The sequence below is a fragment of the Sphingomonas sp. HDW15A genome, from assembly GCF_011301715.1.
Taxonomy (GTDB): Bacteria; Pseudomonadota; Alphaproteobacteria; order Sphingomonadales; family Sphingomonadaceae; genus Sphingomicrobium.
Window position 1 is genome coordinate 31,816 of sequence record NZ_CP049870.1, and the last position, 13,858, is coordinate 45,673.

Annotated in this window: 19 protein-coding genes and 1 pseudogene; 13 read left to right on the forward strand and 7 right to left on the reverse strand. The window is 63.0% G+C overall.

The window, feature by feature from the left end; genetic code table 11:
• Positions 1-4: 4 nt before the first annotated feature.
• Genes pyrE through G7076_RS00220 form a run of 5 tightly spaced genes read left to right on the forward strand, consistent with a single transcriptional unit; the run spans position 5 to position 3,821 of the window.
• Positions 5-586, forward strand: coding sequence for an orotate phosphoribosyltransferase (gene pyrE / locus G7076_RS00200; RefSeq protein ID WP_166199368.1), 582 nt, complete (start codon positions 5-7; stop codon positions 584-586).
• Positions 583-1,326, forward strand: coding sequence for a pyridoxine 5'-phosphate synthase (locus G7076_RS00205; protein ID WP_166199370.1), 744 nt, complete (start codon positions 583-585; stop codon positions 1,324-1,326). Before pyrE ends, G7076_RS00205 begins: the two co-directional genes overlap by 4 nt.
• Positions 1,323-1,730, forward strand: coding sequence for a holo-ACP synthase (gene acpS / locus G7076_RS00210; protein WP_166199372.1), 408 nt, complete (start codon positions 1,323-1,325; stop codon positions 1,728-1,730). Before G7076_RS00205 ends, acpS begins: the two co-directional genes overlap by 4 nt.
• Positions 1,731-1,782: 52 nt before the next feature.
• The gene (lepB, locus tag G7076_RS00215; RefSeq protein ID WP_240913932.1) at positions 1,783-2,679 is read left to right on the forward strand and encodes a signal peptidase I; all 897 of its coding nucleotides are present in this window, start codon (positions 1,783-1,785) and stop codon (positions 2,677-2,679) included.
• Positions 2,676-3,821: an AI-2E family transporter gene (locus tag G7076_RS00220; protein WP_240913808.1), complete on the forward strand. Its 1,146-nt coding sequence runs from the start codon at positions 2,676-2,678 to the stop codon at positions 3,819-3,821. Before lepB ends, G7076_RS00220 begins: the two co-directional genes overlap by 4 nt.
• Here the strand turns inward: G7076_RS00220 and G7076_RS00225 are convergent.
• Both G7076_RS00225 and rpsU read right to left on the reverse strand, forming a co-directional pair.
• Entirely contained in the window at positions 3,739-4,263 is a 525-nt protein-coding gene (locus G7076_RS00225) for an FKBP-type peptidyl-prolyl cis-trans isomerase (protein ID WP_166199376.1), read from the reverse strand. The genes G7076_RS00220 and G7076_RS00225 overlap by 83 nt on opposite strands.
• A 25-nt stretch (positions 4,264-4,288) precedes the next feature.
• Entirely contained in the window at positions 4,289-4,495 is a 207-nt protein-coding gene (gene rpsU / locus G7076_RS00230; RefSeq protein WP_166199378.1) for a 30S ribosomal protein S21, read from the reverse strand.
• Between the two features lie 313 nt (positions 4,496-4,808).
• Between rpsU and G7076_RS00235 the strand changes: the two genes are divergently transcribed.
• Positions 4,809-5,477 (forward strand): murein L,D-transpeptidase catalytic domain family protein, encoded by a 669-nt coding sequence (locus G7076_RS00235; RefSeq protein WP_240913809.1) that lies wholly within the window; start codon positions 4,809-4,811, stop codon positions 5,475-5,477.
• A gap of 63 nt (positions 5,478-5,540) precedes the next feature.
• Here the strand turns inward: G7076_RS00235 and G7076_RS00240 are convergent, their stop codons facing one another.
• Complete coding sequence (locus G7076_RS00240) at positions 5,541-6,839, reverse strand: L,D-transpeptidase family protein (RefSeq protein WP_166199382.1); 1,299 nt, start codon at positions 6,837-6,839, stop codon at positions 5,541-5,543.
• 185 nt (positions 6,840-7,024) lie between these two features.
• Between G7076_RS00240 and G7076_RS00245 the strand changes: the two genes are divergently transcribed.
• The 3 genes from G7076_RS00245 to G7076_RS00255 all read left to right on the forward strand — a co-directional run bounded on the left by G7076_RS00245 (position 7,025) and on the right by G7076_RS00255 (position 8,008).
• A complete protein-coding gene (locus G7076_RS00245; protein WP_166199384.1) occupies positions 7,025-7,327 on the forward strand; it encodes a PilZ domain-containing protein in 303 nt (100 codons plus the stop codon).
• Positions 7,324-7,626: a PilZ domain-containing protein gene (locus G7076_RS00250; protein WP_166199386.1), complete on the forward strand. Its 303-nt coding sequence runs from the start codon at positions 7,324-7,326 to the stop codon at positions 7,624-7,626. The genes G7076_RS00245 and G7076_RS00250 overlap by 4 nt, the downstream gene beginning before the upstream one ends.
• A gap of 121 nt (positions 7,627-7,747) precedes the next feature.
• Entirely contained in the window at positions 7,748-8,008 is a 261-nt protein-coding gene (locus G7076_RS00255) for a hypothetical protein (protein WP_166199286.1), read from the forward strand.
• Positions 8,009-8,012: 4 nt separating this feature from the next.
• On the opposite strand, the gene G7076_RS00260 is transcribed toward G7076_RS00255, so the two are convergent.
• Positions 8,013-8,927, reverse strand: coding sequence for a peptidylprolyl isomerase (locus tag G7076_RS00260; protein ID WP_240913810.1), 915 nt, complete (start codon positions 8,925-8,927; stop codon positions 8,013-8,015).
• A gap of 35 nt (positions 8,928-8,962) precedes the next feature.
• Here G7076_RS00260 and purT point away from each other — a divergent pair.
• Both purT and G7076_RS00270 read left to right on the forward strand, forming a co-directional pair.
• Positions 8,963-10,131, forward strand: a pseudogene (gene purT / locus G7076_RS00265) (formate-dependent phosphoribosylglycinamide formyltransferase).
• Between the two features lie 20 nt (positions 10,132-10,151).
• On the forward strand, positions 10,152-10,568 hold the full coding sequence (locus G7076_RS00270; RefSeq protein WP_166199390.1) for a hypothetical protein: 417 nt from the start codon (positions 10,152-10,154) through the stop codon (positions 10,566-10,568).
• Between the two features lie 3 nt (positions 10,569-10,571).
• Here the strand turns inward: G7076_RS00270 and G7076_RS00275 are convergent, their stop codons facing one another.
• Both G7076_RS00275 and G7076_RS00285 read right to left on the reverse strand, forming a co-directional pair.
• On the reverse strand, positions 10,572-10,832 hold the full coding sequence (locus G7076_RS00275) for a hypothetical protein (protein WP_166199392.1): 261 nt from the start codon (positions 10,830-10,832) through the stop codon (positions 10,572-10,574).
• Positions 10,833-11,329: 497 nt separating this feature from the next.
• Positions 11,330-11,572 carry a KTSC domain-containing protein gene (locus G7076_RS00285; RefSeq protein WP_206367543.1) on the reverse strand — a complete coding sequence of 81 codons (243 nt, stop codon included), beginning with the start codon at positions 11,570-11,572 and terminating at the stop codon, positions 11,330-11,332.
• A 367-nt stretch (positions 11,573-11,939) separates the two neighbouring features.
• Here G7076_RS00285 and G7076_RS00290 point away from each other — a divergent pair, with 367 nt between their 5' ends.
• Both G7076_RS00290 and G7076_RS00295 read left to right on the forward strand, forming a co-directional pair.
• Complete coding sequence (locus tag G7076_RS00290) at positions 11,940-12,179, forward strand: DUF2171 domain-containing protein (RefSeq protein WP_166199396.1); 240 nt, start codon at positions 11,940-11,942, stop codon at positions 12,177-12,179.
• A gap of 72 nt (positions 12,180-12,251) precedes the next feature.
• Entirely contained in the window at positions 12,252-13,007 is a 756-nt protein-coding gene (locus G7076_RS00295; RefSeq protein WP_166199398.1) for a hypothetical protein, read from the forward strand.
• On the opposite strand, the gene yghU is transcribed toward G7076_RS00295, so the two are convergent.
• Positions 12,996-13,853 (reverse strand): glutathione-dependent disulfide-bond oxidoreductase, encoded by an 858-nt coding sequence (gene yghU / locus G7076_RS00300; RefSeq protein WP_166199400.1) that lies wholly within the window; start codon positions 13,851-13,853, stop codon positions 12,996-12,998. The two genes, G7076_RS00295 and yghU, sit on opposite strands and share 12 nt — an antisense overlap.
• Positions 13,854-13,858: the final 5 nt, after the last annotated feature.

The following is a 13,858-nucleotide window of genomic DNA, read 5'->3' on the forward strand; positions in this document are numbered from 1 at the left end:
GAATATGACCGAAGACCAGATTTTGGCGGAATTCCGCGCCGCGAACGCACTGCTCGAAGGGCACTTCATCCTCTCGTCGGGATTGCGCAGCCCGCGCTACCTGCAATGCGCCCGGGTACTGATGGATGGCAAGCGGGCCGAGCGGCTGGCCATGGCGCTCAGCGCGACTCTCCCCGCGGAGCTGCGCTCCGGCATCGACGCGGTCGTTTCTCCGGCAATGGGCGGGGTCATCATCGGCCATGAGATGGGCCGCGCGCTTGGCCGTCCGGCGATGTTCCTTGAGCGCCCGGAAGGGCAGTTCCATTTCCGGCGCGGATTTGCGCTAGAACCCGGCGCCCGGGTGCTGATGGTCGAAGACGTGGTCACGACCGGCCTGTCGTCGCGAGAGGCGATAGCGGCAGTCGGCGAGGCCGGCGGCGTCGTGGTCGCCGAGGCAGCGCTGGTCGACCGTTCGGGCGGAAAAGCCGATCTCGGCGTGCCATTCTATCCGCTTATCCGGATCGATGTGCCGACCTACGATCCCAACGACTTGCCTCCGGAGCTGGCCGCGGTCCCGGCGATTAAGCCCGGGAGCCGCGCCGCTTGAGCGAAACGCCCCGCCCCAATGCGCTTAGGCTTGGCGTAAACATCGACCATGTCGCGACGGTCAGGAATGCGCGCGGCGCAGGGTATCCCGACCCGGTCCGGGCCGGCCTGCTCGCCGCCAAGGCTGGCGCGGACGGGATCACTGCGCACTTGCGCGAGGACCGGCGGCACATCACCGATGCCGATATCGCCCGCTTGTCGGCCGAGCTCCCGGTACCTCTCAACTTCGAAATGGCCGCTACCGAAGAAATGCTCGGAATCGCGCTTCGCCATCGGCCGAATGCCGCCTGCATTGTGCCGGAAAAGAGGGAAGAGCGAACGACGGAGGGCGGGCTGGATGCCGCGGGCAGCTTCGATCGATTGCGCGATTTCGTCGCCCGACTAGGCGATTCGGGAATCCGCGTGTCCCTGTTCATCGAGCCCGACGAGCGCCAGGTCGAAGCGGCTGTTCGCCTCGGTGCGCCGGTGGTCGAGTTTCACACCGGCCATTATGCGGAACTCGACGGCGATGCCCGCTCCGTTGAGCTTGGCCGGGTGGCTGCGGCGGCGGCGCTTGCTGCGAAGAACGGGATCGAGTCCCATGCCGGGCACGGCCTTACCTACGACAATGTCCAGCCGATCGCTGCTATCCCCCAGATATGCGAGCTCAACATCGGCCATTTTCTCGTCGGCGAGGCGATCTTCACCGGGCTTGAGGCGAGCGTGAAGCAGATGCGCGCATTGATGGACGCGGCGCGGTGATCGTCGCCATCGGCTCGGACCTCTGCTCTATCGAGCGAATCCAGGCCTCGCTGGACCGGTTCGGCGTGCGCTTCGAGAAGCGCGTGTTCACCGATGTCGAGCAGGCCAAGGCCGCCAGCCGTCCGTTCACCAAGGCCGGAACGCTGGCCAAGCGCTTCGCTGCGAAGGAAGCATTTTCCAAAGCGGTTGGCACCGGGTTCAAGCGCGGCGTGTTCATGAAGGACATCGGTGTCGTCAATTTGCCTTCCGGCGCACCGACCCTTTCCCTGACCGGAGGCGCGAAGGCGCGGCTTGACGCGTTGACTCCGGCGGGCCACGCCATGCACGTTCATCTGACGATGACCGACGATCATCCATGGGCACAGGCCTTCGTGGTCCTCGAAGCCCGCAAGCTGGAGTCTTAGAGTTTTGGCAATCGAGAGCGGCGAAATCGCGACCAGCGCGCCAGATGCGGGTATCTCGAAAGAGACCAAGGGTTCGGCCTTGTGGCGCGAGATCAAGGGCATTTTTTGGGTCGTGCTGGCGGTGCTGGCCTTCCACAGTTTCATCGCCAAGCCCTTTTACATCCCCTCGGAATCGATGATGCCGGTGCTCTTGAAGGGCGACCGGCTCGTGGTCACGAAATATCCCTACGGCTGGTCCTACGTTTCCCTGACGATTCCCAATCCCGCGGCCATCTTTCGCAGCCTCGTCCTCCGGGGCCCGCCCGAGCCTTGGGGGATAACGCTCCCGCCGATGAAAGGCCGGCTGTTCGGCAGCGTGCCCAAGCGCGGGGACATCGTCATAGTCACGCCGCCGGGTTCGAATGAGGACTATATCAAGCGCGTCATCGGCCTGCCCGGCGACACGATCGAGCTTCGCGGCGGCCGTCTGATCCTCAATGGCGCGCCGGTTCGCTCACAAGTTCGCCCACCGACCCTCGTCCCGGTCGACGCCAATGCGCCCTGTGGCCCGGCCCAGTTCGCTGGCCAATATGTCGAGGCAGGCGATGGCAGGGCCTTTTGCCGCCTGCCGATCGTCCGGGAAACGCTGCCCGGCGGAGTTAGCTACGACACGATCGATCTTGGTCCCAGCGGCGGTGACGATTTCGGCCCACTCACCATCCCGCAGGGACATCTGTTCCTCATGGGCGACAATCGCGACCGCAGCGCCGACAGCCGGTTCGAGCTTGGGCCGCCGGCCAACGGTCTTGGGGGCCCGGTCCCGATCGAGAACATCGGCGGTCGCGCCGAGTTCATCACCTTCTCTCTCGACGGCACCACAAGCCTCAACCCCGCGACATGGGTATCGTCGTTCCGTTCCGGCAGGGCCGGCACATCGCTTCGCGGAGACACGGTCGAGGCTGGGGAGTGACGAAGGCGAAAGGGAGCGCGACGGGGCCGGAACAGCCCGGACCCACCGAGTTCCGCGACCCGCGGCTCGCTTACGAAGTCAAGCGCGCCGCAATCTGGCTCGGCATGGCGCTCGCAATCGTCGGGGTCATCGTCCTGGCGCAACCGATCATGCTGATCATCGGCGGGCTGGTGTTCGCGGTCATCCTCGATGGTGGCACCCGCCTTCTCGGTCGAGTCATGCCGGCCCCGCGCGGCATCAGGCTAACCTTGGTAACCCTCGCCGGCTTCGGGTTCGTCGCGTGGGTCTTCTATTACGCCGGGACGACGCTCATCGCCCAGGCGGAGACACTGCGAATGGTCATCATGGAGCAAGCCAATCGCCTGCTCGCCTGGGCCCAGTCCATGGGTCTCGTCGACAAGGGCCAGCGTTTCGACTTCAGCAATCAGGTTCTCGGCGGAGTGGGAAGGCTGACCAGTGCGGTGGGCAGCGCGATCGGCGCCGTCACTTCGCTTCTGATGGTCGTCGTCATCGGCATTTTTGTCGCGATCGAGCCTAAGCTTTACGATCGCGGCGTGGCGTGGATGCTCCCGCTTGAGAATCGCGCGAGCTTTTACGAGATCTCGAACAGGGTCGGCTTCACCTTGCGCCGGCTGATGGCCGGTCGGCTTCTCGGCATGTTCGTCGAGGGAATCGGAACCTGGCTACTCCTTTGGTGGGCCGGTGTGCCGATGGCGGCACTGCTCGGCCTCCTGACGGGCCTGCTCGCCTTCATCCCCAATATCGGTGCGTTAATCTCCGGCGTCCTTATGGTCGCCGTCGGCTTCTCCGCCGGAGTCGAGCAGGGCCTGTGGGCCATTGCCATCTATTTCATCGTACAGAATGTCGATGGCTATCTGATCATGCCCTATGTCGCGCGCAAGACAGTCGACCTCGCGCCCGCGCTTGTGCTCGGCGCGCAGCTGATTTTCGGCGCGCTGTTTGGAATTCTTGGGCTATTCCTGGCCGATCCGATCGTCGCTGCGATTAAGACGACGCTTCAGGAACTCAGCCGAACGAAGAGCGGCGCGAAAACGGGCGCTAATTCCCTGGCTGAGGCTGAGGCTGCGCAGCGCCCGGCTGCCCGCCCATCATCAGGGCGGCGTCGCGCACGACCTGCCTGATCGTCACGTCGAAAATGAGGTCGCTGTTGGGCGGGATCTTGCCGTCCGGCGTGCCGGTCGCGCCATAGGCCAGCGCGGAAGGGATACGGACGCGATAGCTGCCGCCTTCGCGCATCTGCTGGAGCGCTTCGCCGAAACCGGGTATCACCTGCGACGGAATCATCGGGGCCGGCCCACGTCCTTCGGTCGAATCGAAGACGGTGCCGTCGAGCAGGCGTCCTTCATACTCGATGATCGCGCCGTCCATTGCGCGGATCGGCTCGCCGCGGCCTTCCTCGGCGACCCGGATGCTGATTCCGCTGTCGGTGGTCGTCCCGCGCATCGCTCCGGCTCCGGTCCATGCCAGCAGGACGGCGGCACCGACCAAGGCAAGTATACCGAACCAGAATTTCGCCATCGTCCCGCGCTTCAGGGGACGCATGGGGACCTGGGTCACCGACATTGGACGTGCCCCTCTGGGTAAGTGCTTAGCGGGCGCCTTCGCGTTCGAGGCGCTTGCGCTCGAGCTTGCGGGCGCGGCGAATCGCAGCGGCGCGTTCGCGGGCGCGCTTCTCCGAAGGCTTCTCGTAGTGGCGGCGCAGCTTCATCTCGCGATAGACGCCCTCGCGCTGCAGCTTCTTTTTCAGCGCGCGCAGCGCCTGGTCGACATTATTGTCGCGAACGATGATCTGCATAAAGTTCCACCAACTCCTTGATCTTGCGGTGCTCTGAGGAGCGCTTGGCGCATGGCCCAAGGCTGGTCCGGCAGAGCATGTTGCTTCATTCGCCGGGACGATAAGTACGCGGCGTCGGGGCGGCCCATACAGTGAGGTCGCTCGGGTTTCAACCCGTGCCTACGAACCGCAATTGCTGGCTTCACGCGACGAATCGAGCCTATTCCACGACAAACGCGGAAACTGGCACCTTAACGTTATCGGCAGTTAACCTTCGCTCTGGTAAGTTCCAGACATCGATCCGGGAGGGATGATGTCGTTGAATCGTCGAGAAATGTTGCGCCTTGGGGCCGCTGGCGCCGGCGGTCTGTTGCTGTCGGCTGCCGGTCGAACTGCGGACTTGCCCGGGGCCGCGCAGAGCCCCTTCGCGCTCGGCCGCGACCCGCTTCGTCCCGTCCCGCCGCTTCCTGCGGCGCAACCGACCGCTCCCGCTGGAGTGAATCCGGCCCTCTTTCAACGCGCCAAGGCCGCGCTCGATTCGCGTTCGTATATTCGCCAGCGCGATTTCGTTGGCGTTGCCGACTTCACGCTTCCGTCGGCCGAGCCGCGTTTCCACGTCATTCATATGGCCAGCGGGCAGGTCGAATCTTTCCGCGTCGCCCATGGCAGCGGTTCCGATCCCGCGCATAGCGGCTTTCTCGACCATTTCTCGAACCGGCCGGGCTCGGAGGCGACCTCAAACGGCGCTTACATGACTGCCGATACCTATGACGGGAAATACGGCCTCTCGATGAAGGTCCACGGGCTGGACTGGAGCAACAACAACGCCATGGCCCGCGCCATCGTTATCCATAACGCCTGGTATGCGGAACCGGAGATGGTCGCCATCCATGGCAAGCTTGGGCGCAGCCAAGGGTGCTTCGCCTTCAGCCGTGCCGACCACTGGAAGGTTATGAACCGCCTCGGCAGCGGAAGCCTGATCTACGCGGACAAGCTCGCGTAACTAGGCTGGCCGATCTCAGTGCAAAAGAAAAGCCAGGTCGCTGACCTGGCTTTTCGTCATCTCTTAGCGCGCGGCCGTTTGCATTCCGCCCTTCTTCGGCCCGTCCAGCAGGGCTGCGATGACCTCATCGTCCCGATTGTAGAGATCCGAGTAGCGAACAATCGTGCCGTCATTCAGAGCGGCCGCGCTGAAATAGACGATATAGACCGGAAGCGGCTTTACGAAGTTCGCGGTCACCGTCTTGCCGCTGGCGATCTGCTCATCGACCTTTTCGGGCGTCCATTCTCCATTATCGTCCGCCAATAGCAGCTTGGCGAGATCGACAATGTCCTGGGTCCGGACACAGCCGTGGCTCAGCGCGCGCACTTCGCTGTTGAAGCGACTCCGCGCATTGGTGTCGTGAAGGTAGATAGCTTCCGAGTTCGGCATCACGAATTTCATCTTGCCTAGGGCATTTGATGGCCCTGGCGGTTGGCGCCAGCGCTGGACCTTGCCGTCTTTGCCCTTGACGGCGACATAGCCCTTCTTGCCCGCGACCTCGCGGCCGATGCTCGGCGGGACCTCCCACCAGGGATTGATGACAACGCCAGTCGCAGTCGCGCTTATTTGCGGGGTCTTGGTCTTGATCGCGCCGGCGATTGCCCGCCGTTTCCAACGTGTCGCCCCATTTTCCACAAGCGTCGCGTGGAAGGAGGGGACGTTGACGATGATGTACTTGTCGCCAAGGTCCTTCGGAAGCCAGCGCCATCGGTCCATGTTAAGCCGGATGCGGTGGACTGTCTTGGTATCCGCCTTGTCGGCGCGAGCAAGTGCCGCTTTCAGCGACAGATATTGCGGGTGCGTGGGGAGCAATGCGCGGAGCGACCCGATGATATTATGCTCGGCAAGGGCGCGGCGAAGGTAGGCCATTTGCTCTTCTTCGCCGAACTTGTCGTCCTTGATGTGCCACTCGTTACGGTCAGCGCCCCGCACATGGCCTTGGGCCAGGTCGGACGCGATTCGTCGATAGAGGTCGGTCGCCGCCTTCGACATCGCCATCGGGTCACCCTGACGCAAAGTCGTTTCCAGTGCGGAATCGTCATAGTCCCGGGGGTCCAGGCCCTCCGCGGCGAGGCCGGGGATAACCGTCAACAACGCCTGCGCATCGCCTGGCATCCAGATGGGCGGCGGCAAGACCGGCGCCGGGGGCGGAACCGCTGCATCGGGAAGCGGCGCGATCGGATCGCTAGCGGTCGCGGGGGCCGTTGGCTGAGCGATCGTGGCACGCGGGGTCGGCGCCTGCGCGGCTGGCTGTCCCCAAGCTCCGGCGAGCGGGATCATGCTCGCTGCCGCGAGCGCCATCGTCTTCCAGTTGCTAATCACTTGTCTTCCCCGCATTTTTTCCTGGTGCACGGCCCATTGTGCCTGACGCCAGTCATACCAGCGATGAACGATAGCGGCCAGTCAGGGAATCGCGCGAATCCGACGAATTTCGGTGAGCGGAGTCTTAACCACGGCGTGTTACAGCTAAGCCTTGTCGACTCGGGGCAGGCAAAGGGGCGCAGAGAGTGAAACGGTGGGTGGACGCGCTGAAGCGGTTGATCGACGCTCGCCGGGAGCCACGCCGGACTGCGTCCCAGTACGTCGGGCTGACGGTCGCGGGGAAGGAGCATCAGGTTCCGCTTCTCGATATCTCTCCATCCGGTGCGATGATCGGTTTCGACGATCCAATGGAAGCCGGGGAATCCGTTGTAATCCATGTGCTTGACCGCGAACCGCTTCACGGGCAGGTGCGCTGGTCGCGCGGTGGCCGCGTGGGTATCGGTTTCGATCCGGCGACGAAGCAAGACGGGGAATACGAAGAGAAATGATCAAGGCGCGGATCGCCAATGCGGAAGATGGCTCGGAGCGCCGCCGCGACGAACGCATTCCGGTCGATATCGAGGGGAAGGTGCGTGAGCTTGGCATGGAGGGCTCGGAGGCGCGGGTCCTCAACCTGTCGGAAAGCGGCTTCATGGCCGAAACGACCGCCGCCTTCGATGTTGGCGCAAGGGTCTGGCTGATCATTCCAGGGCGCGAACGCGCGAGCGCCGTGGTTCGCTGGACGGCCGGCCACCGGCTTGGCGCAGAATTCGCCGAGCCTGTTTCGCTGGATGGCGTCAAAGATTGATTTTCTGCTCGGCGTTCCGCCAGCAGACGTGACAATTCCGCAACATTAAGCCGGTCCCGAAACGGAACTCGTGAAACTTCGCGGGTTCTAAACCGTTCAAATCGCCCGAAAGGGTTGAAACATGACTGGCATTCCCACGCTCAGCGACCTCAAGATGAAGCACGATCCGATGGGTCGGGGTTATCACGCGGTCTATCGCGAACAGGAAGTGAATCACTGTCCCGGTTGCGGACGTACGCATTGGATCATCGGCCGCATGTCGGCGGAATGTGCCTTTTGCTCGACGGCGCTGCCATTGGCAGAGGCGAGCATGCATTCGCATAGCGGGCCGGCGATCATTCATCACCGGAACCGGATGTCGACGCCCGCCTGGGCCGCCTGACGTCTTACCGGCCCCGCCTGACCGGGACCGGTGCATTGCAAAGATCCACCCCACCGGCGGGACGAATATAAAAATCGTCCCGCCGGTTCTTTTTGACGTGAAGCCATGCTGCGAAGCTTTGGCTCTTCTCGTCGAGATATTCGAAGCGGGGCCTTTCGGCATCGGGCAGCATCGACGCGAGGCGAACGCTCGCGATCGGCACGTCCGAGGTGCGCTCTTTGTAGAATCCCAGCGCTTCGGTGCCGCGCGGGAGACTCGAAAGATGTTCGATCCCGCTGACCACCCGACCGACGACGGCGATCACCCGGTCCAGTGAGCGCGGCGCATGACCGATCGCGGCATAAAGCTCGCCGCCCATTCCCGTATCTGGGGAAAGTCCACGTCCGACGCCGACGCTGGCGTAGCAATGCACGAGGTTCGCGGTTCCGGCCTTGGTATCGTAGGCGACCGGCCAACCGCCGACATAACCGGCAGCCGGCGCGTAGGAATCGGGCGAACCGAGCGGCGTGATGTCGAGTCCCGCCAAAGGCCGCTCATACTCCGCCGGAGGCTGGGCAACGACCCCCGCCGGAAGCGGTTTTTCGCTTTCATTGTTGCCCCATTGCGCGACGTAATTGTCCTGGACGCGGTAGATCGCCGCGCCCGTCCAATATCCGTTTTTCGCCAGCGCTCGGATGTTGGCGACGTGAACCGGCGCGAACAACGGCGCGAGCTGGACGACGATTCGCTTTCCGGATTTCAGGTCGATGATCATCAAGTCATCGGCGGAGATCGCCTTCCATTCCGCCGGTTTCGCTGCCTGAACGATCGAGGTCGGAGTCGCTCCCGCAGGAACTGCCACCGACGGCGAGCTATTCAATGCTGGAGAGGCATTGCCGACGGCAATCAACATGGCAGGCAAAAGGGCAACACGTCGCATCGACATCTCCTTCGCCACCTGTGTATGCGAGCGTCATGTATCTCGCTACCCTGATGCTGCTCGGCTCCGGCGAGCTCGGCCGGGAGTTCGCGATCGCAGCGAAAAGGCTCGGTTGCCGGGTCGTCGCCTGCGATCGTTATGACGACGCGCCGGCGATGCAGGTCGCCGACGCGCGTGAGGTCTTCCCGATGCTCGACGGTGCGGCGCTCCGTGCTGCCGTCGAGAAGCACCGGCCCGACCATATCGTGCCGGAGATTGAAGCCATCGACACCGCCACGCTGGCCGTGCTTGAAAGCGAAGGCTGGCACGTCGTGCCATCGGCCAAGGCCACGCAGCTGACGATGAACCGCGACGGCATCCGCGATTTCGCGGCCCGGGAACTTGGCCTGACGACATCGCGCTACCTGTTCGCGGAAAGCCGCGACGAAGCCATTGCCGCGGTCGGCGAAGTCGGCCTCCCTGCCGTGGTCAAGCCGGTCATGTCGTCCAGCGGCAAGGGCCAGAGCCTTGCCCGTACGGCCGATGAACTCGGGACTGCCTATGAGTATGCCGTAGCAAACATGCGCGGCGACCGGCCGCGGGTAATCGTCGAGGAGTACATCGACTTCGAGTCCGAGATCACTTTGCTTACGGTCTCGACCCGCGACGGCGTACTGTTCTGCCCACCGATCGGCCATCGCCAGGAATCAGGCGACTATCGCGAAAGCTGGCAGCCAGCACGGATCGATGCGGCGGTCCTTCGCTCGGCGGAGGAACAAGCGGCCAAGGTCGTGACGTCGCTCGGCGGATATGGCCTTTTCGGGGTCGAGTTCTTCATTGCCGGCGGCCGCGCGATCTTTTCAGAACTGAGCCCCGTCCCCACGACACCGGCATGGTGACGTTGATCGGCCAGTCCCCCAACGAGTTCGAGCTCCATCTGCGGGCGGTCCTCGGGCTTCCCATTCCGGCGATCGAGGACTTCGGCCCATCGGCTTCCGCGGCCATCCTCGCTTCGTCGGCAATAGAGGCGTATGCGTATGGCGGCGTTGCCGGAGCGCTGGCGCTAGGAAAACCCGGCGCGCCAGTCGACCTCCGCCTGTTTGCAAAGCCGGTCGCGCACAAGAATCGACGAATGGGCGTAGCGCTCGCCCGGGGCTCAACCGTGGAGCAAGCGGTGGAGATTGCCGCCAAGGCAGCCGAAACCGTCAGCATCAAGCCGCGTTGATCGGGACAGAGGAGAAGGTGATGCGGATCACGACATGTTTGATCGTCGCGGCACTTGCCGCGGGCTGCGGCAGCGAGCCGGAAGCGCCGCCCGCTCCGCCCAAGGAGATAATGGTCCGCTCGGAATCGCAGAAGCAATTGTTCGAACTCAATGAGCTTAACCGGGCAATCGCACTAAAGCGGGCCATTCGCGACTTCGGCCCCAAGTGCCTTCGAGTCACGAAAGCCGGCTACGTCGGCCGCTACAAGAACATGGATTACTGGACGGCGACCTGCGAGGACGAGCACAACCGCACACGCGACTGGGCCTTGTTCATCGGCGCCAACGACAGCGTTCAGGTCCGCCTGTGCGAAGATGTCGCCAAGGTCGGATTGCCGGCTTGCGTGGTTCCGGAAGGGAAAATTGCTCCTGGCGAGCCGGCGAACAGCACCGGCTAGCCGTCAATCACATTTGCGCGTTGTCTTGACCGCTCCGTCGGGGCGCTTTTCCTTGATCGTCACGCATTTCCCGCTGCGAAATTCCTCCCTCACCGTTCCGTCCGAAGCCTGGGTCCGGCTGTCCGGCTTTTCGACCCGCTCGTTGCCGCGCAGTTCATATTTGAAGTCGGTCGGAGTGGCCGGCTTCGACTGCGCATAAGCCGCGCCGGCAAGCCCAAGGGCAAGCCCGACACTAGCGGCAATCAATATTGACTTGCGAATCATCGCTACACTCCTTCGCTGAACCTTATAACGAAAACAGGTGAATGAGTGCTGTCTTCGCGGTTCACCCGCTGAACGTCGCGAGGAGGGGATAGTCGCCGCAATTCTCGCATCCGACGACCGGAGTCGCACCCGAAGTCACCCAGACATGGGCGGTCAGGCTACTTCCTTCTGCGCCGCCCCGTAATGCAAGTCATAGGCTCGACCGCGCCGCCGAAGCATCCATGCCGCCGCCAATCCCTGCTCGAAGCATTTCGCCCGCCAAGGCAAGCGCCTGCCCCAGGCCGCAACCGCCCGGCGAATCCAGTAGGCCGTCTCGGGCCGTCCATCACCTCCTTCGTCAAGGCTCTCGGCAATGGTCCGGAACGACCGAAACCGGATCGCCATTGTCGCCGCAAGGATTGCGGCGCCGGCTTTCGCAAGCAAGGCGGGCGAGGCCGGCCGATCGTGATCGCGGCACATGGGCGAAGGGCGAATCATGCATTCGAGACCAATGTCGTTCAGGCGACTTGGGAAAGGCGTTCGTCGATCTCGAGGCAGCGGTAACGGTTGCGGATCTCGCTATTGAAGAACTGGCCCTTGGAGAAGGCCTGGGCGAAACGCTCGGCCATCACCGCCGGAACCCCGAAATAGCGGTAGCGCCGGCCGCTGGTGAATAGCAGCTCAAGTTCCTGCCTGGTCGGGAGATACCAGGCACCGGTGATGGCCGAACTGGTCATGACGAAATAACGCGCGAGCGCCAAAATGGATTCATCGGCGCGATTTTTCCTTAGGTGTGGCTAAGAAATGGGCCGATGTCCCGATGGCGCCGCCAGCATCCGTGAACCCGCTCGATCCGCTATTGGCCAGAGCCGCAAAGAGCGCGTTTCCGGGCAGATGGCACGCTTTGAACGCTCTCTTTGGCCGCCGTCGCTGTCCTAAAGACCGCTATGGCCGTGACTTGAAGACCGTCACGAGAACGTTGCCGAGCGATGCGACATAATCGACCGCCGCTGAAATGCGCGAATCGGGCCTGGCGCCGCGGTAGGTTGGTCGCAAGTCGTCCTGGTGTTAAAGGGAGCTTCGGCTTCGCCCGTGTGTTCAGGCTTTTCCACCGCAGGAGATGAAGTGATGAGCGACCTGTCGAACATCAGGGAACATATGGAAGTGATCGGCGCGGACGGCGTTCGTGTCGGCACCGTCGACAAGGTCGAGGACGGCCGGATCAAGCTGACCAAGGACAGCAGCACCCCGAGTCACCAGGGTCATCATCATTTCATCGCCGGCGGCCTCGTCGCAGATGTGGAGGGCGACCAGGTGCGGCTTTCCGCCAATGCAGACGTCGCCCTGACCTTTGAAGAAGAAAAATAGTCGACCCTCGAATTTATTGCGGCTTAATTAGCGATTGCCGCTTTTCGATAGTCCTGACTAAGTTGCCGTCCGATGGACGCGCGGCATTATTCCCCGTTGCACAGGTTGAGCCGCGCGATCCTCGCGCGCGGGTCCGAAAAGCTGCGCGGAACCGACTGGTGGGCGGTATTCGTCGAAATTGCGATCGTCGTTCTTGGCATCCTCATTGCCTTCCAGCTCGATTCCTGGGGCGAGCGACGCGAGCAGCGGCGCGCGGAGCGCCTTCTCTGGCAGCGGCTCGCCGAGGAAACGCGGAACGACATCGCCGTGCTGGACAACGTTCTTGGCCAGCATCTCGAAAGCGCTGAGAATTATCGCCTGCTGGCCGATGCCGTGGCCAATCCGGGACGGCAGGTCGATTTTGACGGGCGTGGCCGGGCCACATGCAACCTGCTTCGCCTGCCCGCCGTCCAGCGGCAGTCGTCGGGGGCTATCGGTCAAGCCGCCGGTTCGCGACTGGAATTGATCAGCGATCCGGAGCTTCGGAAACTTCTTCGTCAGGCGGACGCCAACCGCATTTTCTCGGACCGGCAACTGGACTTCTTCCGGGCGAACTTCCTTCGCTACGGCGACAATATCGAACCGCACATGCTTTGGCGGTTCATCGACAATGGGCGAACAGCCTGCCGGGTCAATGTCGATGCATTGCGAGCAGATTCTAAGGCAGTCGCGCTGCTTCCAAAGCTCTATCGCGATCAGCGTCAGTTTGCGCGTTACCGCGCATACGAGGTGCAATCGCTTCGGGCAGTCGAAAAGCGCGTTCTCGAATTGATCAATTCACAATCCTGAAGAATCCAGCACCCGGTCGATATCCTCGGCGGAGTGGCGCTCGTCGAGCACGCCGGTCTTATTGACGATCTTGCCGCGCTTTACCGCCGGGCGCTGAGCAATCCGTTCGGCCCATTCCATCAGCCGCGGATAGCTTTTCGCGTCGAGGAAGACTTCGGCACCCTCATAGGAGCGTCCGCGCGCCAGCTGGCCGTACCACGGCCAGGCCGCAATATCCGCGATCGAGTAACTCTCGCCGGCCAGATAGGGAACCTCGGCCAGCCGCTTGTCGAGCAGGTCCAGATGGCGCTTGGCCTCCATTGCAAAGCGATCGAGGGCATAGTCGAACCGCGCCGGGGCATAAGCGAAGAAATGGCCGAAGCCGCCGCCAAGGAAGGGACCCGCGCCCATCTGCCAGAATAGCCAGTTTAGCGTTTCCGCCCGCTCCCGGCCATGCTTCGGCAGAAAGGCGCCGAACTTGTCTGCAAGGTAAAGGAGGATTGCGCCGCTTTCGAACAGGCGGATCGGCTGCTCCGGATCGCTTTGGTCGAGCAGTGCCGGGATCTTTCCGTTGGGATTGATCGCCGTGAAGCCGGAGCCGAACTGGTCGCCAGCGCCAATGTCGATCCGCCAGGCGTCATATTCGGCCCCCTGGTAGCCGAGCGCCAGCAGCTCTTCGAACAGGATCGTGACCTTGACGCCGTTCGGGGTCGCCAGGCTGTAAAGCTGGAATGGGTGCCTTCCGGACGGCAGGTCACGCTCGAATCGCGCTCCCGCAAAGGGTCTATTGATCGAGGCGAACTGGCCGCCATTTCCTTCGCGATACTGCCACACTTCGCCGGGCCGAATATCCGTCGCGGTCGTCATGCTCG